17 protein-coding genes, 1 pseudogene and 2 CRISPR repeat arrays are annotated in these 21,850 nt (G+C 44.7%); of the genes and pseudogenes, 14 read left to right on the plus strand and 4 right to left on the minus strand.

Annotated elements, in window-relative coordinates:
- The first annotated feature begins 75 nt into the window (after positions 1-75).
- Genes BC8716_RS09555 through BC8716_RS09570 form a run of 4 tightly spaced genes read left to right on the plus strand, consistent with a single transcriptional unit; the run spans position 76 to position 4,504 of the window.
- Positions 76-1,341, plus strand: coding sequence for an ABC transporter substrate-binding protein (locus tag BC8716_RS09555; protein WP_094425168.1), 1,266 nt, complete (start codon positions 76-78; stop codon positions 1,339-1,341).
- Between the two features lie 19 nt (positions 1,342-1,360).
- A complete protein-coding gene (locus BC8716_RS09560; protein WP_094425170.1) occupies positions 1,361-2,290 on the plus strand; it encodes a carbohydrate ABC transporter permease in 930 nt (309 codons plus the stop codon).
- Entirely contained in the window at positions 2,280-3,113 is an 834-nt protein-coding gene (locus BC8716_RS09565; RefSeq protein ID WP_094425172.1) for a carbohydrate ABC transporter permease, read from the plus strand. The genes BC8716_RS09560 and BC8716_RS09565 overlap by 11 nt, the downstream gene beginning before the upstream one ends.
- A 26-nt stretch (positions 3,114-3,139) precedes the next feature.
- Positions 3,140-4,504: an FAD-dependent oxidoreductase gene (locus tag BC8716_RS09570; protein ID WP_157730388.1), complete on the plus strand. Its 1,365-nt coding sequence runs from the start codon at positions 3,140-3,142 to the stop codon at positions 4,502-4,504.
- A gap of 743 nt (positions 4,505-5,247) precedes the next feature.
- Here the strand turns inward: BC8716_RS09570 and BC8716_RS09575 are convergent.
- From BC8716_RS09575 to BC8716_RS09585, 3 genes and pseudogenes are all read right to left on the minus strand, one after another.
- Positions 5,248-6,114: pseudogene (locus BC8716_RS09575) on the minus strand (IS3 family transposase); the annotation flags it as partial.
- A 685-nt stretch (positions 6,115-6,799) separates the two neighbouring features.
- A complete protein-coding gene (locus BC8716_RS09580; RefSeq protein WP_094425176.1) occupies positions 6,800-8,125 on the minus strand; it encodes a 6-phospho-alpha-glucosidase in 1,326 nt (441 codons plus the stop codon).
- 26 nt (positions 8,126-8,151) lie between these two features.
- Positions 8,152-9,735, minus strand: a complete 1,584-nt coding sequence (locus BC8716_RS09585) for an alpha-glucoside-specific PTS transporter subunit IIBC (RefSeq protein WP_094425178.1) — start codon at positions 9,733-9,735, stop codon at positions 8,152-8,154.
- 144 nt (positions 9,736-9,879) lie between these two features.
- Here BC8716_RS09585 and BC8716_RS09590 point away from each other — a divergent pair, with 144 nt between their 5' ends.
- The 6 genes from BC8716_RS09590 (at position 9,880) to BC8716_RS09615 (ending at position 17,638) form a co-directional block, all read left to right on the plus strand.
- The gene (locus BC8716_RS09590) at positions 9,880-10,638 is read left to right on the plus strand and encodes a MurR/RpiR family transcriptional regulator (protein ID WP_094425180.1); all 759 of its coding nucleotides are present in this window, start codon (positions 9,880-9,882) and stop codon (positions 10,636-10,638) included.
- A gap of 257 nt (positions 10,639-10,895) precedes the next feature.
- Positions 10,896-11,363, plus strand: a complete 468-nt coding sequence (locus BC8716_RS09595; protein ID WP_094425182.1) for a DUF5381 family protein — start codon at positions 10,896-10,898, stop codon at positions 11,361-11,363.
- A gap of 74 nt (positions 11,364-11,437) precedes the next feature.
- Complete coding sequence (locus BC8716_RS09600; protein ID WP_094425184.1) at positions 11,438-12,175, plus strand: SMI1/KNR4 family protein; 738 nt, start codon at positions 11,438-11,440, stop codon at positions 12,173-12,175.
- A 42-nt stretch (positions 12,176-12,217) separates the two neighbouring features.
- Positions 12,218-12,751 (plus strand): HXXEE domain-containing protein, encoded by a 534-nt coding sequence (locus BC8716_RS09605; RefSeq protein WP_094425186.1) that lies wholly within the window; start codon positions 12,218-12,220, stop codon positions 12,749-12,751.
- A gap of 243 nt (positions 12,752-12,994) precedes the next feature.
- Positions 12,995-14,872: a CRISPR direct-repeat array (repeat unit 32 nt; unit sequence GTCGCACTCCTTGTGAGTGCGTGGATTGAAAT).
- A 116-nt stretch (positions 14,873-14,988) separates the two neighbouring features.
- Positions 14,989-16,112, plus strand: a protein-coding gene (locus BC8716_RS09610) for an IS3 family transposase (protein ID WP_094423738.1) whose coding sequence is annotated in 2 segments (ribosomal slippage) — positions 14,989-15,277 and positions 15,277-16,112 — 1,125 coding nt in all. Because the reading frame shifts where the segments join, the coding sequence is not laid out codon by codon here.
- Between the two features lie 31 nt (positions 16,113-16,143).
- Positions 16,144-16,844: direct repeats of the CRISPR family, unit length 32 nt; unit sequence GTCGCACTCCTTGTGAGTGCGTGGATTGAAAT.
- 320 nt (positions 16,845-17,164) lie between these two features.
- Positions 17,165-17,638 carry a GNAT family N-acetyltransferase gene (locus BC8716_RS09615; RefSeq protein WP_094425188.1) on the plus strand — a complete coding sequence of 158 codons (474 nt, stop codon included), beginning with the start codon at positions 17,165-17,167 and terminating at the stop codon, positions 17,636-17,638.
- Between the two features lie 163 nt (positions 17,639-17,801).
- Here the strand turns inward: BC8716_RS09615 and BC8716_RS09620 are convergent, their stop codons facing one another.
- Complete coding sequence (locus BC8716_RS09620; protein WP_094425190.1) at positions 17,802-18,746, minus strand: 1-phosphofructokinase family hexose kinase; 945 nt, start codon at positions 18,744-18,746, stop codon at positions 17,802-17,804.
- A gap of 182 nt (positions 18,747-18,928) precedes the next feature.
- Between BC8716_RS09620 and BC8716_RS09625 the strand changes: the two genes are divergently transcribed.
- The 4 genes from BC8716_RS09625 to BC8716_RS09640 are packed head-to-tail and all read left to right on the plus strand — an operon-like array spanning position 18,929 to position 21,839.
- The gene (locus BC8716_RS09625; RefSeq protein ID WP_094425192.1) at positions 18,929-19,717 is read left to right on the plus strand and encodes a DeoR/GlpR family DNA-binding transcription regulator; all 789 of its coding nucleotides are present in this window, start codon (positions 18,929-18,931) and stop codon (positions 19,715-19,717) included.
- Positions 19,710-20,189, plus strand: a complete 480-nt coding sequence (locus BC8716_RS09630; RefSeq protein ID WP_157730390.1) for a PTS sugar transporter subunit IIA — start codon at positions 19,710-19,712, stop codon at positions 20,187-20,189. The genes BC8716_RS09625 and BC8716_RS09630 overlap by 8 nt, the downstream gene beginning before the upstream one ends.
- A gap of 2 nt (positions 20,190-20,191) precedes the next feature.
- The gene (gatB, locus tag BC8716_RS09635; protein ID WP_094425196.1) at positions 20,192-20,467 is read left to right on the plus strand and encodes a PTS galactitol transporter subunit IIB; all 276 of its coding nucleotides are present in this window, start codon (positions 20,192-20,194) and stop codon (positions 20,465-20,467) included.
- A gap of 25 nt (positions 20,468-20,492) precedes the next feature.
- Positions 20,493-21,839, plus strand: a complete 1,347-nt coding sequence (locus BC8716_RS09640) for a PTS galactitol transporter subunit IIC (RefSeq protein ID WP_094425198.1) — start codon at positions 20,493-20,495, stop codon at positions 21,837-21,839.
- Positions 21,840-21,850: the final 11 nt, after the last annotated feature.

A 21,850-nucleotide genomic window follows, 5' to 3' on the forward strand; every position in this document is an offset into this window, starting at 1 on the left:
TCGAAAACGAACACCCTCTTAAACTGTAAGCGCTTTATTTAAACTACAAGTAGAACAAAAAGGGGGGAATTTAAAGTGAAGAGATGGAGCATAAGTGCGGGACTGTTGCTCGTTGTGGCAGGGTGTTCATCGTCTGGTGGATCAACGGATGCAAATGGAGACGAACAAATTGAATTGACGTTCTCAACTTGGGGCAACGAAAACCACATTGCCGTTTATGAAGAATTACTAGAAGCGTATTACGTCGATCATCCAAATATACATGTAACAATCCAAACGACGCCTTTTCCTGACTATCAGCAAAACATGACGGTGCTTGCAGCGGGGCAAGAACTACCGGATATCGGATGGGCGGCTGAGCGAATGGTGCCTCAATTCATTGAAAACAACATACTCGCTGATTTATCTGCACTCCGTGAAGATGAGTCGTTTCACTTTGAGGACATTTTGCCAGGGACAATTACGCAATATGAAGTGGGAGACGCTCTTTACGGCGTGCCGTTTTCAAGCCCACCACATATTATTTTCTACAATAAAACCTTATTTGAAAAAAATGGACTAGAAACGCCACAAGAATTGGAAAGCCGAGGCGAGTGGACATGGGAAGCTTTTGAAGAAGCAGCAGCTGTGATTGCCGAAGAGGAAGGCGTCTATGGGGCGAACTTCTTTAGAGCTTGGGAAACATGGGAGAATCTTTTAGCACATACGCGAGCAGAAGGGGGCGACCTCTTTAACGAAGACACGACTGAGTTTACCTGGAATAGCGAGGCCGGGATCTCGACGTTAGAAATGCTTGATCGCATGATGTTCGAGGACCGCTCACATCCCCGTGCAGGGGATCAAGTCGCATTTGAAGCTGGGAACGTCGGTATGTTTTTTGATGTTTATAGCTATGTTTCAACCGCTCGGGGTATCGAAGATTTTGAATGGGATATCGCCCCTGTTCCTCTCGGCTCGCAAGGGAGGTCGCCTATTCTCGGCCAAGCAGGCTATGTCATGTTTGAAGGGACGGAGCACCCTGAAGAAGCACTTGATCTAATTCGCTACTTTGCGAGCGAAACAGGGATGGAAGCGACCTCGACGTACTTCGCGCCACCACGGGTATCGGTGCTTGAATCAGATGCCTTTATTGAACAACCAGGCAATCCGCCAAGAGAGAGCATGGAGTCAACGATTTTAAACTTAAGCGAAGAATCACGTGTGTTACCGATTCATCCAGAATGGCAAAACATCGACAACCACATCCTCCAAGGCTTTGATCATTTATTCGGCCAAACGGCAGAACCAGCTGACATTCTTGAGCAAATGGAAGCAAGCATCAATCCATTGGTGCAAGAATGAGCGGCGGGGTGGATAAGACATGAATGCAGATGTTCAGGCAGAATGGAGACAAAAAAAGAAAAGGCCTCGAAAACCGATGTTTAAACGGGATGAGCTAGCAGGTTGGCTTTTTATAAGCCCGATGTTACTCGGATTTACGATCTTTATGTTTATTCCCATTGGCTTCGCTTTCTATATGAGCTTCACCGACTGGCCCTTACTCGGCCAGTCGGAATTTATCGGAACGGCCAATTATCAAGCAATCGTGCAAGACCCTGAATTTCAAAAAGTGATGAAAAATACAGTTCTGTTTACCGCAGGCTTAGTACCATTCAATATTATTCTCGCCCTAGGACTAGCCTTGCTTTTACGACATCCATTACCAGGAATGGGCCTATTCCGCACGATTGTTTTTGTGCCAGTGGTCACAACGCTTGTCGTCTGGGCAATTGTCTGGCGCTATATGTTTGCGACTGACTTTGGTTTCATTAACTCGATTCTTGCTTGGTTTGGCATTGAACCACAAGCCTACTTGTATAACAAAAATTTAGCGATGCCCGTTGTGATTTTAACTAGTGTCTTGAAAAACGTCGGGCTAAACATGGTGCTGTTTTTAGCCGCCTTGCAAATGGTGCCGAAAAACTTATACGAAGCGGCGCGAATCGATGGTGCTGGAAGCTGGCGTCAATTTAAAAACATCACGCTTCCAATCATTTCGCCTACCGTCTTTTTAGCGACGATTATTACGATTATTGGAGCGATGAAGATCTTTGCGCAAATCTTTGTGATGACAAAAGGTGGTCCAGAGAGCAGCACAAAAGTGATTGTCTATTATATTTGGGAAAAAGCATTTCGGTTATTTGATATGGGTTACGCTTCTGCGGCAGCGTTTATTTTATTCTTTGTCATTTTTGCATTCACTTTGATTCAATGGTGGCTTCGAAAAAGGTGGGTCTACAATGAAGATTAACTCCGTTTCTACAGTCGTTCGTTATGGTTTATTAACGATCATTTCAGCGATTATGCTGTTGCCGTTTATTTGGATGGTCACGACGTCTTTAAAAGACCCTAACCAAATTTTCGCGTTGCCGCCAACCTTTATCCCAAACCCCATTCAGTGGGATAGCTATCTCAATGTTCTTAGTAGCACCCACTTTCTTAGGCAAATGTTTAACAGTATTTACATCGGGGCTGCAGTGACAATCGGAACGGTATTGCTCGCGTCGCTTGCAGGGTACGCCTTCGCCCGGATTCCATTTAAAGGGCGAAATGTCGTTTTTCTCGCTTTCCTAAGTGTGATGATGATTCCTGGCGAAGTAACGATCATCCCGCTTTTTCTTTTTATGAGGGAACTCGGCTGGATTGATACTCATTTGCCTTTAATGATCATCCCCATTTTTGGCGCAGGCGGAGCGTTTGGCATCTTCGTGATGAGGCAGTTTTTTAAGCAAGTTCCAGCTGAACTTGAAGATGCCGCCCGAATTGACGGCTGCTCCCGTTTCCGCATCTTTGTGCAAATAATGTTGCCGCTATCAAAGCCGGCACTTGCGACGGTGACGATTTTTACCTTTTTAACGAATTGGAACGAGTTTCTCGAACCTTTAATTTTCATCAATTCAAGAGAATTAATGACGTTGCCGCTAGCTCTGTCTCTCTTTACCGACGAGGCTGGAACCGATTGGAGTTCATTGATGAGCGCGTCTGTCCTAGCAACACTGCCAGTTCTAACAGTCTTCTTCTTTGCGCAGAAGCAGTTTATTGAGAGCCTAGCAATGTCTGGATCAAAGGAATAAAACGTATGAGTCGGAGGAATAAACAGATGAGACAAGTAACGGAAATAGAAAAACAGATACGTGTACGCGCGGAAGCCGATGTAGTCGTTTGTGGAGGGGGACCAGCAGGGATTGGAGCTGCCTTAAGCGCCGCCCGAAACGGCGCCAAAACGATTCTCCTCGAAGCACACGGCTTTCTCGGAGGGATGGGGACAGCTGGAATGGTGACTTCTTTTGCCTACGGTTATCATGATAAGGAGCGCTTTATTACCGGGGGTATCTTTCAAGAGATTCGCCAAAAGCTCCATGACAGAGGCGGGCTGATCATGACCGATCGCAAAGGCTGGGAGCCGTTTAATGCCGAACAATATAAGATTCTCGCGTTTGAATTATTGGCAGAAGCAGGTGTCGAGCTCCTTTGCCACACAACCGTTGTCGATACGATTACAAAAGCAGGCACGATTGAAGCGATCATTATTGAAAGCAAAGCAGGCAGAGAAGCTTTGCTTGCGACGCACGTCATTGATGCGACGGGAGATGGAGATGTCGCTGAACGAGCCGGTGCGCTCTGCAAAATCGGCAGAGACAAAGACGGAGGCACGCAGCCTTCCTCGCTCATGTATGTACTTGGCAACGTCGATACAGAAGCACTTGGCGAAAAGCTCGACCAAGAAGGGCGACGTGGCTATTGGAAAACAGAAGACGGGTATAGGTACGTAAACGCAACCGGTTTCGCAGATGAAATCGAACAGGCGAAGCGCGACGGTTTCTTAACAAAAGTGAACCGAGACCATATCGCTGCGATCTTCACAGTCCCGTGGGTGGATAATGTCGTAGGCATTAACTTTGGACGCATTCAAGGCAAAAACGCCCTCGACCCACAAGACTTGACGGATGCGGAAGTGATCGGGCGAGAACAAGTGCTAGATGGAATCGCTTTTCTGAAAGAATACGTGCCAGGGTTCAAGCGAGCAGAGCTCCTTCAAACAGCCCCGCAAGTCGGGATTCGGGAAACAAGACGTGTCATCGGCGACTACGTCATCACACAAGAAGACATTGTCGAATTAAAGCAATTCGACGACTGCATTGCTCAATCCTGTTACATGATTGACATTCACTCGCCAGACTCGTCAACGACGGAAATTTACAAACTGCCAAAAGGCACCCATTATGACATCCCGTACCGCGCCCTCCTGCCACAAGGGCTAAACAACTTGCTCGTCGCCGGCCGCTGCATCTCAGCGACGCACGAAGCATTAGGCTCCTTCCGCGTCCAAGCCATTTGCCTCGCAATTGGAGAAGCCGCCGGAGCTGCCGCAGCCATCGCCACAAAAGAAAAGTGCCTCCCACGAGAAATTGATGTGACGCACTTGCAAGACACGCTGGTGAACCAAGGGGCGATATTGAGCTGATGAGGGGAGGGGTATTTTCGAATAAAAGGATTTAGCATTGGTGTTTGAAGAGGGACTACCTTTAAAAATGAGACGAACAAGAACTCCAAACATTGGGTTTTGGAGTTTCTTTTTTGGTGTTCGTGGTATTAAAATGTGGTGGGATTAGAAGGATAGGTGGGAGCAACGGTTTAATTTGGTCAACCTAAAGAAGTTTGCCATTGAACATTAACGCCGTCGAAGACAAAAGCTTAAATCAGACGGTGCGAACCCCAAGCGCACATAAAATCACTAGATCACCCGCACCGAAAAAGAGTCTGAATATGAGTAAATGAGTATGAAAATGTGAAAATGTGGTTTATGTTCCTTGATATAATGAAGGGAAAGCGCGACTTTCCTATTTTATCTGTGGTTTTATTTCCAGCAAATAGGGGACTTTCGCTGTCGCACTCTTCGTGAGTGCGTGGATTGAAATGGGACATTTGCCGTATAACCCGCCGCCCGCAAATCGTCGCACTCTTCGTGAGTGCGTGGATTGAAATGAGGATTTATTCGGCAATGAATCGCCTATGATGTAGTCGCACTCTACGTGAGTGCGTGGATTGAAATTAAAAAGGTAGCTCACTTTTGTCCTTTATGTGGAGTCGCACTCTACGTGAGTGCGTGGATTGAAATATTGAATACAGCATTACATTCATTGAAGAACCTTTGTCGCACTCTACGTGAGTGCGTGGTGGAATGTCAACACAAAACTGGACAAATTTTTAAAGGTGTAAGGCTTTGTAATCGACGGGTGATTGATAGTCGAGTGAACCATGGAGGCGTATATGGTTGAACCAATGAACATAATCAAATAAAGCAAGGTCAAGTTCGTGTTGGTTAGGGAAAACCCTTCTCGATACAAACTCAATTTTAATCGCTTTAAAGGTGGCTTCTGCGACGGCGTTGTCATACGGCGTGCCTTTGTTGCTGAGCGAACGGGCGATTCCAAAGGTCGCTAGTGTCTGGTCCATCTTCTGATTGATAAACTCTCTACCACGATCGGTATGAAACAGAGCGATCTTCTGTAAGGGATAGGGAATTTTAGCGATGGCTTGTCCCACGAGCTCCTTATTCTTGTTTGGACCAGAACTGTAACCGATGATTTCACGGTTGTATAGATCAATGATGATACAAATATAATGCCAGTTTGCACCGACCCGCACATACGTTAGGTCGCTGACGACTACGGTTAGCGCTTTTTCTTGTTGGAACTTCCGGTCAAGGGTATTCCCTATTTCCGATTCGTTGCACACGAATTTCGTTGGTTTAAATTGGGCCACCGTGTACGTGGATACAAGTCCTTGTGCCTTCATGATCCGGCCAATGCGGCGGCGTGAAACCGTCCACCCTTGTTTAGTAAGTTCTTTTTTGATTTTGCGCTGGCCATAGATGCCTCGGCTCTGACGAAAAAGGTCGCTGATCAATGCGGTCAGCTGTTCTTCCTCTTCTTCGTGATCCCGTTGCTTGGCTTCATAATAAAACGTGCTACGGGGGATGTTCAAAATCGCACACATGGCAGCCACTGGGTAGATCCCGCGATTTTGACGGATCACGTCTATTTTCGTCCCATGATCAGCGCCGCTTGCTTTAAAATATCTTTCCGGACGCATACAGTTGCACAAGCTGTTTCTTAAATTCGGCTGTGAACCTTCTTCGTGGACGTTTGGCTTCAGTCATGATATCCCGATCCCTTCATTGGATGATTCCATCTAGTCTAGTAGACCTTAGAGCATTTGTCCAACTAAGTGTAACCTATCCATGGATTGAAATAATGGAAGCAGTAGTGTTTCCGCCTTTTCTAGGTCGTCGCACTCTACGTGAGTGCGTGGATTGAAATGCCGCTATTCGTTAGCTTGCCTTGCCCCGCGAAGGTCGCACTCTACGTGAGTGCGTGGATTGAAATTACAGTAGGGATGAAACCGAACGTCTTGGCCTGAGTCGCACTCTACGTGAGTGCGTGGATTGAAATCATATAGTCCTGCCAGAAAATTTTCAGGATGTCCGGTCGCACTCTTCGTGAGTGCGTGGATTGAAATCCGTTTTTAACATAATCCATCATGATGCGCTGAAAGTCGCACTCTATGTGAGTGCGTGGAAAATGTGGGCTTAAGATCCTTGCACGGTGTGGCTGTGTTTCCCCCATCTTATAAGTGCGCCAATTAACATCCACATGAATCGACGTTCGCTTGCGATAACAACTAATAAAGGTACAGAAAACCAAATAAGCAATATGAGCGCACCTACGCCCATATTGCTTATTTTCGTCTTTGTTGCCTATTTTAACGCTGGCCAAAATGCTTTATTCGCCTCGATTAAGTCGTCTAGTATATCTTTTGCTACTTTTGCACTTGGCACGGTTTTTGATAATGTGATGGCTTGCCATAGTTTTTGGTAGGAACCTTCTTCAAACGCTTCTACTACTAATTTTTCGACGCCAACTTGTTGCTCCATGAGGCTCTTTTGGAATCTAGGGATTTCTCCGACAACTAGTTTTTCTGGGCCGTTGCTGCCGACGATGCACGGGATTTCTACCATTGCTGTTGGGTCAAAGTTCGGGATGGCGCCATTGTTTTCGACAATCATTAACATCCGTTCTTTTGTGTTAAAGGCAATGGCTTTTGCTAAATCAACGATGTAGGAAGCGTGCTCGTCAATGACTAGCTTTGTTTCTTTTGCCGTGCCTTTGTCGATAATAGCTTGACATTCACCGAAAACAAATTTTTCGCGACCCTCCATGACTTCGTTGGCCCGTGTGTATTCTTTATTTGAATGCGCCACTTCGTAGTCTGGGTATAAGTAATATTTTAGATATGTGTTTGGCACCGTTTTTGGATCGAGTGCTTGTACCTCTCTTGCTTTTTTTAGTGTGCTATTCCAGCTTTCTTGCTGTTCGAGTTCGGATGTTCCGTCTGTCGCATAACCATGTTGGCTCACATGTTTTACCACGTCAGGCATTAAGCTGTTTCCGTTTTTATCTCGAATATCTGTCCACCAGCCAAAGTGATTCAAGCCATAATAGTCGACTTCCATTTCTTTGCGTGAGGCGAATCCTAAGTTTTTGGCGATTAGTTCTTCAATGCCAATCGGCATATCACAAATGTTCAACACTTTAGAATGGGGTCTTAGTTTACGTGTTGCTTCTGCGACAATTGCTGCTGGGTTTGAGTAGTTCAGCATCCAGGCTTCGGGTGAATATGTTTCCATATAATCGATTAGTTCCAATACGCCTGGAATCGAACGCATCCCATAAGCGATTCCGCCAGGTCCACATGTTTCCTGTCCGACAACGCCATGTTTCAATGGAATTTTCTCATCTAGTTCACGCATGGCGTATTTGCCGACACGGATATGGGCCATGACAAAATCGATATTTGTAAATGCTTCTTCTGGATTTGTGCTTGCTAGTAAACGTATTTCTGGAGCACGTTCTTTTAATAAAATCGCGCACGCATCGGCAATCGTTTTTTGCCTATCGCCATCATTGTCGTAAAGTTTAATCGTATCGATGGGGAACTCATCTAAATAGTCGAGCAGCATCAAAATAATCCCTGGTGTAAATGTGCTTCCGCCTCCAGCGATGGTAATGTTAAATGTTTTCATAATAACTCTCTCCCTCTCCTCTATATTTAAAGTTTTGCTTCAAAGGAATCTCTCACTTGAGGTACACTCAAGCCAACAATAATTTGTACGCTTTGGCCGCTTTTAGCCAACCCATGAGCCATTTTATTGTTTGTGAAGTAGTCGCTGTCTTTGACCAAACTAGGATCAATCACTGTAACCCGCAGACGCGTTGCGCAGTTTGTCACATCTTTGATGTTTTCTTTGCCGCCAAGGCCTTCTAAGTAATAGACCGCCTTCTCTTCATACTCAGACTCGTAAATTGCGGCAGCTTGTTTTTCAGAGTTACTCCCTTTTTTAGCCTTCTGATAATCTTGTTTTGTGTATAGCCTAGCCTCCTCTTCCTTTTTTCGCCCTGGTAATGGAATATCAAATTTAACAATCATCCATCTGAACAGGACAAAGTACAGTGCTGCAAATATAAGCCCAATCATGGCTTGGACGATATAAATGCCTCCGTGGTTAGAAGCGAGTGGAATCCAGTTTAACGCGGCTATTTCAATTAATCCGCCGCCCATCATGCCGACGACGCCAAACATGTTCATCAGCGTCACCATAGTCGCGCCAAGAAGAGCATGGATCACAAATAAATAAGGCGCGATAAATAGAAATGTAAATTCAAGCGGTTCTGTAATTCCCGCAAATATCGCTGTTAATGTTGCTGGCAATACAAGGGCAAGCACTTTTTTCCGGTTTTCTTTCGGTGTGGAAAAATACATGGCGAGTGCGATCCCAAAACAGCCGAACATTTTAATATTTCCATGGAGTAAAAACCCATATGGATAAAGATCTTTTAACGCTGCAGTTGAAGTAGCAAAATCATTTAAATTGGCAATCCAATATGGTTTTAACCCTTCATTTACAGCAGCTGGACCAAATTCAAAAGGAGTGTAAATAAAATGATGCAGCCCCGTTGGAATTAAAACCCTTTCCAAGAAGTGAAACAGCCAGACACCAACATAACCAGCTTGTGAGATGAACCCTTGGAGGGAACCAATGCCTTGCTGGACATACGGCCATACAAAAGCAACGAGAAAAGCGAAAGGAATCATTACAAAAAAGCCAATGATCACCACAAAGACGAGACCCTGGAAAATGCCAAGCATTTCAGGAAGCTTTTGATCATAAAAACGATTATGGATCCAAATCACAATTGCAGATATGATAATGGCGCCAATGATATTTGTATCCAATGTAGGGATACCGGCAATTTCTTTAACACCTGTTATGTTCTCGACACCTTGTGATAGGTCGACGCCGAAAGTGGACGGCCAAAGTGTCAAAATCGCATTGATAAAATTATTGAAAACAAGGTAAACCATCAATGCTGCAAGTGTGGCACGTGCTTGCGCTTTCTTTGCTAGTGAAATGGGCAAGCCGATAACAAACGCCAGCTCCATATGATTAAAAATGGTCCATCCCCCACTTTCAATCAGTGACCAAACCTTGTACCACATCGTCCCTTCTGCAGCGATGTCCCCCATAATCGCCGGGTTTTTAAATAAAGTTGCCAGGCCGACGACAATGCCAAAAAATGCGAATAAGAGAACAGGGACAATCATCGCGCTGCCAAACCGCTTGATTGCGTTCATAAGCAAAACTCCTTTGCATGATCTACAATTTAACTGTAAAGGCAGCGCTTTCAAAACCCAATAGGTTTGACGCATTTAGAAATCAAGTTGTACCATTAGATTATATTTTCACAGAAGGAAAATATTTTCATAGAAGGTGAGCACATGATTCTAGACAAGTTAGTCAATAAACACTTTGAATCACTAAGCGAGAATGACTTGCATATTATTAAGACGATTTATGACCATATTGATGAGATGAAGACGATGAAAATTCAGGATCTCGCTGCTTATGCCCACACTTCCATCTCTTCCATCCACCGTCTCACGAAAAAAATTGGTTTAGACGGCTACAGCGACTTAAAATCTTATATTAAATTGAACAATTTTACGGAAGGTACGAGCCAAGATTTAATGGAACTGCTTGACCAGGATATCCACCAGACGAGGAAGTACATGGAACAACTAGACTTTTGCCAATTAAACCAACTGATTGACCGCGCCCCATATATCTATATTTACGGAACAGGGGCTGCACAGCTAGATTTGGCGAATGATGTCCAGCGGCAGTTATGGACGCTGCACAAGAAATCTCAAGTCATACGAAGTGAACGGGATTTTACAAATGGACTCGGGGAAATGGGCGAAGACGATCTTTTGTTTATTATTTCTTTATCCGGCGAATCAGAAAACCTCGATGAAATTATTCACGCGATTAAAACAAGAAAGATAAAATGTGTGAGCCTGACCACATTAAGAAATAATTTACTCGCCCAAAATGCGATGTTTAATATTTATGTAAACAGCACTCCTTTTTGTTTGTATAACAAAGTCGAGAACTCTAGCTTTTTGCCGTTTTACATTGTGGTTGATATTATTGTGAGGAAATTCAGTGAGTGGAAAATGGAACAGGTGGGGAAATAATAACAGTGGGTCGGCTATGTCTTGAAACCGGCCGCTCATAAAGCAATGGCTGAAATGATAGAAACATTCTAGACGAGCCTATCGCTTATTCGCCTCCTTGTTTTCCTCTTCTTTTTTAGGGCAATCTTCTTCCTCTACACTATGCTTAAACGTCCCGATCCTTTTTTGTTTGTCTTAAAAGGCAAAAAAATCACCATTCATTCTTGTATAATGGAGTCACCATCAATATGAAACCATATTAGAAAGGCACTAGATAAATGAACGCAATCTCTTATCGGAAATCCGTGGCGTGGGGGAAAGCGCTAGGCAGTTTAGTGTTTGTGCTAGTTTGTCTGTTTTTGCTGTACGGCGCTTTTTTTATGGATACTACATGGATTCGTACATTTTTTTGTATTACATCCGCTATCATAGGGATTCCGTTTTTTGGTGGATATTTAGTGGTTTGCTTGCCACGGGCATTGAAATCAAACACGCAATTACTCACTTACGACCAAAAATCGATTTCGGACGGTAAAAAAACAGTAGCGTGGGTGGACATTGAAAACATCAGCTACAGTGGCCCGTCCTTTCAAAAATGGCTATTTCCGCAGTTTCCTCAACTGATTTTTCACTTGAAGAACAGAGAGACTTGGACCGTAAGTACTTATTATTTGCTAACAGACTCCGACATTCAGTCCGTCTTGAAGCTTTTGCGCGGGCTGCTTAGCCGCAACGGTAAGAAGTAAAATAGTTCTTAGTAGAATTATATTGTTATGAAGCTAAGGCAGTCTACAATTAACAGAAAGGAAGGCGTACAATCATGAAAGCGAGCATCGAAAACCTCCTTCGTCTATTGGGAGACCAGCACGAGGCGCATCATGGGATTCCAGAGAGTGAGATCGAGGCGAAGGAACGAGAGCTTGGTTTTTCCTTGCCGCTGGTGCTACGGAATTACTACAAAGCGTTGGGACGGTCTCCACACATCACCCAAGGGTGCAACAATCAATACGAACCGCTGCAGTTGAAGAAGTTGTTTATTCCTGATAGCACTTTTTTTACGACAGACAAAGCATTTTTGGTTTTCTACCAAGTAGAAGAATCTGTGATCTATTGTGGGATCCGGTTGGACGATTTGGAAAGGGAAGACCCGCCAGTTTATTTATGCGCTTGGAGTTTCGCCGACTGGCAGTTAGAGAATCAGTCACTAAGCCGTTTTCTCGCTGGCAAAGCGCTAATTCAATTGGGTGTTGAAGATCGGCTGCCGTATTGGGCGATTTTCGATGAAAGCACGTGGGACTTGTTCGACTATCGCGACTGGATGCGTTTAGACGACCGCGAAGATGAGATAGAAGAAGGTTCCGAGCTTAATACGTGGAAAATCTTTGTGAAAGATGATGTGCTAATCGTGTTTGAACTTTCTGGTTCAGAAGAAGAAGGGGAAGCCCCGTTGGCGGTATATCTTGCTTCTTTTAAGCAAACGAGTATGGAGAATCTCCTAAACGAGCTAGAAAAGGCAGCGAACTTGCCCGCGTATCGAACCAGTCTGTTTGAACATTAATATTGTGGGGGCACATGCTCTGGTAAGAAAGGGGTCGTTCCTGTGATCGAAGCATTGAATCAATCGGTCTCGATTCCATCACTCATCTGGTTATTTTTGGCGTTTTTTATGATTCATGATTTTGAGGAAATTATCTTTGTCGAAGGATGGGCAAAAAAACGCTACGAATCGGTCTATCAAACGATCCCTTCTTTTTATAAACCAATATTTCGTATATTTAACGGAATAACTAGTTCGCAATTTGCTTTTGCCGTATTTATTGAGTTTATTATATTTATCCCTGTTACCTATTTAGCGGCAGAGCAGCAAATGTTTACCTGGTTCCTCGGTTATAACGTCATCTTTTTTTTGCATGTGTTTACGCATGCAGGTCAAGCACTGCTACTGAAAATGTATACACCAGGCGTCATTACCGCCATTATCGTAACACTTCCGTATTCTCTTTATTTGTTTTACCGGTTAGCGATGGAATATAATATTCAGATTAATGATCTTATTGCCAGTATCCCATACGGATTGACGATTATTCCAATCGTGGCTTTCGGTCATCTACTAGCTAAAACTGTGGTTCGGTAAAAAATGTTGAGGTAACCCATGGATGTTTTCAGTTTACTTCAATATCAAACAACTACTATTTTGGTGCGAACCCCAAGCGCACATAAAATCCCTAGATCACCCGCACCAAAAAAGCACTTAAATATGGGTTAATGTGTGGAAAAGTGTTAAAATGTTGTTCATATCCCATGGTATGATATAGGAAAAGAGCGGCTTTTCTCTATGATTCATCAATTAGTTTCCAATAAATAGGGGAATTTCGCTGTCGCACTCCTTGTGAGTGCGTGGATTGAAATGTTAATGTCCGCGCTCTTACCGCACTTATTACATGTCGCACTCCTTGTGAGTGCGTGGATTGAAATACTCATTTCGGCAGTCTTAGCGCCTGTCGTCTCCGGTCGCACTCCTTGTGAGTGCGTGGATTGAAATACTATACTCGCTCCTTTATCACGCCAATGGCGCTTGTCGCACTCCTTGTGAGTGCGTGGATTGAAATCGACAAAAAAGCGCCCGCCTGCGCCACTAGCGCTGTCGCACTCCTTGTGAGTGCGTGGATTGAAATATGTAGACACATTAATTCGCGCGCTATACATCGGGTCGCACTCCTTGTGAGTGCGTGGATTGAAATATTCAGAATTATGTCAGTATATCCAACAACTACGTCGCACTCCTTGTGAGTGCGTGGATTGAAATCGGGAAAGGGTGTTCATTATCGGACATCTTAGAGGTCGCACTCCTTGTGAGTGCGTGGATTGAAATTGCAATCGAAGAACTCACAAAGCGTCGCGATGGTGTCGCACTCCTTGTGAGTGCGTGGATTGAAATATCATGTTAATGTCGTTTAACGAGTCGCCGCACTCGTCGCACTCCTTGTGAGTGCGTGGATTGAAATGATCAGGAAACGGAGCGCACAGCCCGCAAAATGGTCGCACTCCTTGTGAGTGCGTGGATTGAAATGCCTCCTTGCCTTTTATAAAGCGTTTTTCTTTGCGCGTCGCACTCCTTGTGAGTGCGTGGATTGAAATCGTTTCGATTTAAGGGATTCTCACCCACGCCAAGTCGCACTCCTTGTGAGTGCGTGGATTGAAATTATATGAAGACTCAGTATAACGTATTTGTTAACGTCGCACTCCTTGTGAGTGCGTGGATTGAAATGGAAATGGATAAAAAAAGTCATGCGAAATCCATGTCGCACTCCTTGTGAGTGCGTGGATTGAAATCGCGCGCTTGGCCGGCCGCAGCTCGCGCCCTCCGGTCGCACTCCTTGTGAGTGCGTGGATTGAAATAAAAATCGGAGGCCGTTCCGTTGATCGTCTCAGCGTCGCACTCCTTGTGAGTGCGTGGATTGAAATGCCGACGCCTATACATGAAGTGCCGGGAGGGCCGTCGCACTCCTTGTGAGTGCGTGGATTGAAATACCAGCTACCCAATCACTAAACCTTTCCGCCTCCGTCGCACTCCTTGTGAGTGCGTGGATTGAAATTCTTTACAAGTTTGTTTTTATTGAGTGCTTGTGGGTCGCACTCCTTGTGAGTGCGTGGATTGAAATTCTTGCTTATTTGCAATGTTAGGTGGTGTCCATCGTCGCACTCCTTGTGAGTGCGTGGATTGAAATGCGGAGGAAGGGGACGTCATCGAACTTGAGGCGCGTCGCACTCCTTGTGAGTGCGTGGATTGAAATAAAGCTGAACGGACAGTCAGGTAAATTACGCTCGTCGCACTCCTTGTGAGTGCGTGGATTGAAATTCTACCTTACCCCTTGTCTTTAGCTGCCCCTCAGTCGCACTCCTTGTGAGTGCGTGGATTGAAATAAAGCTGAACGGACAGTCAGGTAAATTACGCTCGTCGCACTCCTTGTGAGTGCGTGGATTGAAATTCTACCTTACCCCTTGTCTTTAGCTGCCCCTCAGTCGCACTCCTTGTGAGTGCGTGGATTGAAATACAAAAGACTAGCAACAGTGTCACAGACAGAAACGGTCGCACTCCTTGTGAGTGCGTGGATTGAAATTCTGGTCGTTTCAACGCCTTCAGGGGGGTTTCATGTCGCACTCCTTGTGAGTGCGTGGATTGAAATTCAACTCGCGCTCAGTACGAAAATCAAAAGGCTCTGTCGCACTCCTTGTGAGTGCGTGGATTGAAATTTTAGTAGCCTTACGGAACCGGCCGAAATTTTCGTTGGATAGGTTACACTTAGTTGGACAAATGCTCTAAGGTCTACTAGACTAGATGGAATCATCCAATGAAGGGATCGGGATATCATGACTGAAGCCAAACGTCCACGAAGAAGGTTCACAGCCGAATTTAAGAAACAGCTTGTGCAACTGTATGCGTCCGGAAAGCCGAGAGCGGAAATCATCCGTGAATATGAACTGACGCCATCTGCTTTTGATAAATGGGTTCGTCAATACCAAACAAGTGGCGCATTCACCGAGAAAGAAAATCGTACGCCTGAACAAGAAGAGCTGATCCGCCTACGAAAAGAAAACCAGAAGCTCGCTATGGAAAATGATATTTTAAAGCAAGCGGCGCTGATCATGGGACGAAAATAGACGTGATCCGTCAAAATCGCGGGATCTACCCAGTGGCTGCCATGTGTGCGATTTTGAACATCCCCCGTAGCACGTTTTATTATGAAGCCAAGCAACGGGATCACGAAGAAGAGGAAGAACAGCTGACCGCATTGATCAGCGACCTTTTTCGTCAGAGCCGAGGCATCTATGGCCAGCGCAAAATCAAAAAAGAACTTACTAAACAAGGGTGGACGGTTTCACGCCGCCGCATTGGCCGGATCATGAAGGCACAAGGACTTGTATCCACGTACACGGTGGCCCAATTTAAACCAACGAAATTCGTGTGCAACGAATCGGAAATAGGGAATACCCTTGACCGGAAGTTCCAACAAGAAAAAGCGCTAACCGTAGTCGTCAGCGACCTAACGTATGTGCGGGTCGGTGCAAACTGGCATTATATTTGTATCATCATTGATCTATACAACCGTGAAATCATCGGTTACAGTTCTGGTCCAAACAAGAATAAGGAGCTCGTGGGACAAGCCATCGCTAAAATTCCCTATCCCTTACAGAAGATCGCTCTGTTTCATACCGATCGTGGTAGAGAGTTTATCAATCAGAAGATGGACCAGACACTAGCGACCTTTGGAATCGCCCGTTCGCTCAGCAACAAAGGCACGCCGTATGACAACGCCGTCGCAGAAGCCACCTTTAAAGCGATTAAAATTGAGTTTGTATCGAGAAGGGTTTTCCCTAACCAACACGAACTTGACCTTGCTTTATTTGATTATGTTCATTGGTTCAACCATATACGCCTCCATGGTTCACTCGACTATCAATCACCCGTCGATTACAAAGCCTTACACCTTTAAAAATTTGTCCAGTTTTGTGTTGACATTCCACGTCGCACTCCTTGTGAGTGCGTGGATTGAAATTTTTGTGTAAGCAATAAGCGCACGAACAACCATGGTCGCACTCCTTGTGAGTGCGTGGATTGAAATGCGAGTTCCATCGAACGCCTCAGCGAATGGTAATGTCGCACTCCTTGTGAGTGCGTGGATTGAAATACGAACGCGCTGAAAGAACAGATTATGCGGAACACGTCGCACTCCTTGTGAGTGCGTGGATTGAAATTGAGCTTACCGGACTAGTTAACACTTGGGCGATAGGTCGCACTCCTTGTGAGTGCGTGGATTGAAATAAGGATGCGGTGCTTGAAAAAGGAGATGACGCTAGAGTCGCACTCCTTGTGAGTGCGTGGATTGAAATTTATCTTCTTGACTTCGGGAGCGGGACCATATCTCGTCGCACTCCTTGTGAGTGCGTGGATTGAAATGCCAATTGAGTCCGTCTATATAGCTGCGGACAATGACGTCGCACTCCTTGTGAGTGCGTGGATTGAAATGTTGCAAATATGAAGCTCTTTCCAACACATATCTGTCGCACTCCTTGTGAGTGCGTGGATTGAAATCAATACAAAAAGCCTGTCCAAGTAGCTAGACTGGGTCGCACTCCTTGTGAGTGCGTGGATTGAAATTCTAAAGGTGTACCACATTTACGAGAGGAGCTAGAGTCGCACTCCTTGTGAGTGCGTGGATTGAAATAAATAAATGGCCCGCACACCAAGTCAACAGCGCCGTCGCACTCCGTGAGTGCGTGGATTGAAATACATAACAGCTAGTGCAGCAAAACAGATTGTGCTGGTCGCACTCCATGTGAGTGCGTGGATTGAAATATGCCTTGAGACTTTGCCCCCTGGGTTAGAGAGCAGGCCCCTATGCGCTGTTTCCTCATCCATCTTGAGGTAAAGCTGTCCTTTTTTCTGGAATCTTACAATTTCCATGCCTGCCAAAATGGAGCGACCGTTTTTATTGCTGTGATTAGTGTTAATAGAAAAAATGACTAGCTACAGGAGGAAGCGAAATTGGAAATTCGTACAGTGAAAGGCTCTGACTACTATGTCATTTCCCCACTAATTAATAAGTGGTGGGGTGGAAGAAAGATGTCGGATAAGTTACCGAAATTATTTTTCGACCATTTTTCTAATACAAGTTTTGTTGCTGAAAGGGATGGAACACTTGTCGGCTTTCTAATCGGATTCTTTTCTCAATCTCATCAAAAAGTAGCCTATATACATTTCGTTGGAGTCCACCCTGATTATAGAAAGCAAAGTGTTGGCAACCTATTATACAATCGATTTTTTCATGTGGTTCAGCAAAACGGGCGAAATATTGTTCGCTGTGTAACTTCTCCTGTCAATCAAACTTCCATCGCCTTTCATACGAAGATGGGATTTTCTATTGAAGAGGGCGATAAAACGATTGACGGTGTTTATGTCAACACCGACTATGATGGACCACATCAAGACAGAGTTTTGTTTGAGAAACATTTAATGTAATGCAATGTCATGATTTACTTCTACCATTTCCACGAGGCCAAACGACCACTTTCTCTTGAGATATGAAGAAAATGTCCACATAAAACGAGAGCCAGGAGTCCTCCTCCTGGCTCTGTCTGCTTTTTTCAAGAATTGCTTTGCTAAATCATGATTAAATGCACGACTAGACTGCTGAATCGACCCGCTCGATGTGAATCTTTTGCTGATACTGTTCGGCTTTTGAAAAATCAATTGTTGGCAGCCAGTGAAGGCAGTTTGCCAATGAGAGGGAGCTGCCAGCTAATAGAGCGGCTTTTACGTCGTTCGTTTTTCTCCACTCGCGCATAAAGGTGCCGAGAAAAATATCCCCGGAGGCAGTGGCGTTAGTTACGTTAATCGGTGGGAGCGTGACACGCCAAATGTCTCCGTTGATTTTGGCGACTGTTCCTTCGCCGCCTAATGTGACGATGCAGTTAGGGTAAGGGCTGTTTTTTAAACATTCTTCGATTTGCTGCTGTCTGTTTGTGGCTTCCTCTTTTACCCCCATTAAGTCTAAAAATTCCTCTCCGTTGATCTTTATTAGCCATGGTTTTGCCTCTACTCCGTATGCTAATGCATCGCCGCTGCTATCGAGAATGGTCTGGACGCCGCGACTTTCTGCTTGGGCAATGATGTCCCGGTAAAAAGTGAGGGGGGTCCCTTTTGGGAGTGACCCTGAAAGCACGAGATGGTCGCCTGCTTTTAGTGAGCGAAATAGCGATTGCAAAAACTGCTGTTGTTCTTTTTCTGTGATGGAAGGTCCTTGTTCATTGATTAGTGCTGCCTCTTGCTTTGATTCGTTTACGAGAATGGTGCAGTATCGGTTATCGCCTTCTATGAATGTTGTTTCTCCTGCCAGTTGGGCTTTTTTCATCATTTGTGCTAATTGTTCTCCTACAGGCCCGCCGAAAAATGTGTGCATGTGAATCGTTTTTTGCTCATTTGCGACAATGAAAGGAAGGGCAACATTAAATCCTTTCCCGCCAAGGCCTTCATGGGAAGCTCTAGAACGGGTTACGCCATTAGGATAAAAGGCTTGAACGTAAATGGTTCGGTCAAGGGCTGGATTGGCACATAAAATATGAATCATTGATTACACACCTCTATTTGCATTGGTTTGCATTTTGAGTTAATCATATAATAAATACCAAGTTTTGCAAAGTTATTATTGGGTTAATGCAAAATAAAGCAAAAATAATATTTGCTTTTCTTGGCTTTATCACTTATAATCCAAGGTAAGCGATTTCAGTAATAGGGGAAGGGGATGATTCTTTGCTTCCGCAGGAAAGACAAGATTTGATCATGAAGGAATTGTATGAATATCATTCTGTGAAAATTTCCGAACTTAGCTCAAAACTAGATGTTACGCGAGAAACGATTCGCAAAGATTTATACGAACTAGAAGAGAAAGGGCTCATTCGCAAAGTGCACGGAGGAGCGGTGTTAAACAAGGCAAATCTTGAGACGAACTACAGCTCAAGAAAAATTGTCAATGAGTGGGAAAAGCGGGCGATTGCGAAAAAGGCAGTTGAGTTTGTCTATGATAACGATACGATTTATATCGATTATGGGACGACCGCCCTTTATTTTGCTCGCGAGCTTATTATGAAAAAAACGGGGTTGACGATTGTAACCAATTCGCTTTCTTTGGCTAATGAGCTTGTGGAGCACTCGAATTTCTCGATTATTATCATTGGCGGCAACGTCCGAAAAAATGAGCGTTCCTTGTATGGGCCAGTTGCCAACCAAACAATTGCCAATTTGTATGTCGATACCGGCTTTTTCGGCATTGGGGCTTTGCATCCGGAAGTAGGCTATACGAACATCCATATGGGGGAAGCTGAAGTATCGCGCCTTATGGTGCAACATTCGAAAAGACGCGTAATGATGGCTGATTACTCAAAATTCGGCTCCATCCATATGAACAAAGTCGCTCCAATTGAAGAAGTTGACACACTCATTACCGATTCCAAGGCCGATGCAGAGATGTTGAAAGCGATACAAGAGAAAGCACGAAATGTCATCGTCGTTGAAGCTGAAGGGGGTGAGGGAGATGAGTAATGCTTTACTTGATCGAGACTTGATTTTGTTAAACCAAACATGCCAAACGGTTGAAGAGGTGTTAGAAACAATAGCGGCGCCGATGCAAGCTAAGCAGTTTGCGAAAGAGACGTACGCTGACGGTTTAAAAGAGCGAGAACAATCGTTTGCGACAGGGATACCAACTGAGCCGTTTGGTGTGGCGATTCCTCATACCGATGCCAGTTATGTACTGGAAAGCAAAATCGGATTGCTGACGCTAAAGGAGCCTGTCTCGTTTGGTGTAATGGGGGCGGAAAACGATCAAGTCGATGTGAAAGTTGTGTTGTTGCTCGGCCTAGCCGATGGTTCAGCTCATTTGAAAGCGCTGCAAACAATTGTGGAACGTATTCAAGATGCTCATTTTGTGAAGAAGTTGGCTTCTGTGCAAGAAAAAAACGAGGCGTTAGCCCTATTGGACGCTTCCATTACTAAACAACTCGAGGGGGAATAAAGATGAAAAAAGTATTAGTCGCATGTGGTGGAGCTGTTGCTACGTCTACGGTAGCTGCAAATAAAGTGAAAGCGATTTTGAAAGAAAACAATATCCAAGCGGACGTCAGCCAATGTCGTGTCAGCGAACTCGGTTCAAAATCACAAGGCGCTGATTTGATCATCTCCACGGCAAAAGTCGATCGTGATTATGGTGTTCCTGTGGTCCATGGGTTGCCTTTTATTTCAGGTGTTGGCCTTGATAAAACGAAACAAGAGATTTTGGATATTTTAAAATAACCTATTACTGATAGGGGGAGACATCATGAATGTGCTGCAATATATATTGGATTTAGGGCCTGCTGTCATGCTTCCGGCTGTGATCTTTGTCCTTGGCCTGTTGTTGCGCCAAGGAATTGGGAAATCGTTAAGATCAGGGATCACGATTGGGGTCGGATTTGTAGGCATCACTTTAGTTATTAGCTTACTGACAGATAACTTAGGGCCAGCCGCACAGGAAATGGCGGAACGGTTTAATCTTGGTTTATCAATTGTCGATGTTGGTTGGCCAGGAGCTTCTCCGATGGCGTGGGCTTCTAATATAGGAACGGTCGCCATTCCTGTTGCCATTCTTGTCAATGTCGTCATGTTGTTGTTGAAATGGACCCGTGTTGTAAACGTTGACATTTGGAATATTTGGCATATGGCATTTGCCGGTGCGATTGTGTCCACCGCATCAGGAAGCTTTTGGCTTGGCGTTCTTGGCGTTGTCATCTATGCGGCATTTGCTTATAAGCTAGGAGATTGGTTTGCGCCGATCATTCATAAATACAACGGCTTGGAAGGAATTTCGATTCCACATGGCACAGGGGCGATAATGGCGCCAATCGCTGTTGTCACTGACGCAATTATAGAGAAAATTCCTGGTTTGAAAAACGTGAATATTAACTCAGATAAGATTGAAAACCGACTTGGACCAATCGGAGAACCTGCGATTATTGGTGCTATTCTCGGAACAGTCATCGGTGCCTTGGCAGGTTACGAGGTATCAGCCATTTTGCAATTGGGCATTCAAATGGCGGCGGTAATGCTGTTAATGCCTACCGTTGTCAAGTTTATTATGGAAGGATTAATGCCAATTGCCGAAGCCGCAAGGGAAATGCTCGATAAACGTTTCTCAGGGCAAGACTATTATATTGGGCTAGATCCTGCGCTCTTGCTCGGTAATTCACAAGTGGTCGCGGCAAGCTTGATTTTTGTCCCACTTACACTTGTGATCGCAATTCTTATTCCTGGAAACGAAGTTCTTCCATTCGGTGACTTAGCGACAATTGGCTTTTTCATCTCAATTGCAGTCGGCATCCACGGCGGAAACTTGTTTAGAACGTTGATCTCAGGGACGCTCATTATGACAATGACGATTTGGATTGCAAACATGATGGTCGGCGTCCACACTCAGCTTGCACTCAACACTGGAACGATATCCGGTGGGCAAGTAGCATCCCTTGACCAAGGCGGCAGCCCGCTTCAATTCATCATGACCGAACTAACAACATGGCAAAATCTAATTCCGCTTATTGTCGTGACGGCGATTTATGGATTCTGTGTCGTATTTACGATTGTTCAGCATAAACGGGGCAAATTACTCCCAGCAGAGACAGATAAAAATTAATTGAGTCAGGA

It is taken from the genome of Shouchella clausii, assembly GCF_002250115.1.
In the GTDB taxonomy this organism is placed as follows: domain Bacteria; phylum Bacillota; class Bacilli; order Bacillales; family Bacillaceae_D; genus Shouchella; species Shouchella clausii.

What these genes read in the sequence shown, in the direction of transcription:
- BC8716_RS09560 (WP_094425170.1), top strand. Translation starts at nt 1,361, where the DNA reads ATGAATGCAGATGTTCAGGCAGAATGGAGACAAAAAAAGAAAAGGCCT.
- BC8716_RS09565 (WP_094425172.1), top strand. Translation starts at nt 2,280, where the DNA reads ATGAAGATTAACTCCGTTTCTACAGTCGTTCGTTATGGTTTATTAACG.
- BC8716_RS09570 (WP_157730388.1), top strand. Translation starts at nt 3,140, where the DNA reads ATGAGACAAGTAACGGAAATAGAAAAACAGATACGTGTACGCGCGGAA.
- BC8716_RS09580 (WP_094425176.1), bottom strand. Translation starts at nt 8,125, where the DNA reads ATGAAAACATTTAACATTACCATCGCTGGAGGCGGAAGCACATTTACA.
- BC8716_RS09585 (WP_094425178.1), bottom strand. Translation starts at nt 9,735, where the DNA reads ATGAACGCAATCAAGCGGTTTGGCAGCGCGATGATTGTCCCTGTTCTC.
- BC8716_RS09590 (WP_094425180.1), top strand. Translation starts at nt 9,880, where the DNA reads ATGATTCTAGACAAGTTAGTCAATAAACACTTTGAATCACTAAGCGAG.
- BC8716_RS09595 (WP_094425182.1), top strand. Translation starts at nt 10,896, where the DNA reads ATGAACGCAATCTCTTATCGGAAATCCGTGGCGTGGGGGAAAGCGCTA.
- BC8716_RS09600 (WP_094425184.1), top strand. Translation starts at nt 11,438, where the DNA reads ATGAAAGCGAGCATCGAAAACCTCCTTCGTCTATTGGGAGACCAGCAC.
- BC8716_RS09620 (WP_094425190.1), bottom strand. Translation starts at nt 18,746, where the DNA reads ATGATTCATATTTTATGTGCCAATCCAGCCCTTGACCGAACCATTTAC.
- BC8716_RS09630 (WP_157730390.1), top strand. Translation starts at nt 19,710, where the DNA reads ATGAGTAATGCTTTACTTGATCGAGACTTGATTTTGTTAAACCAAACA.
- gatB (WP_094425196.1), top strand. Translation starts at nt 20,192, where the DNA reads ATGAAAAAAGTATTAGTCGCATGTGGTGGAGCTGTTGCTACGTCTACG.
- BC8716_RS09640 (WP_094425198.1), top strand. Translation starts at nt 20,493, where the DNA reads ATGAATGTGCTGCAATATATATTGGATTTAGGGCCTGCTGTCATGCTT.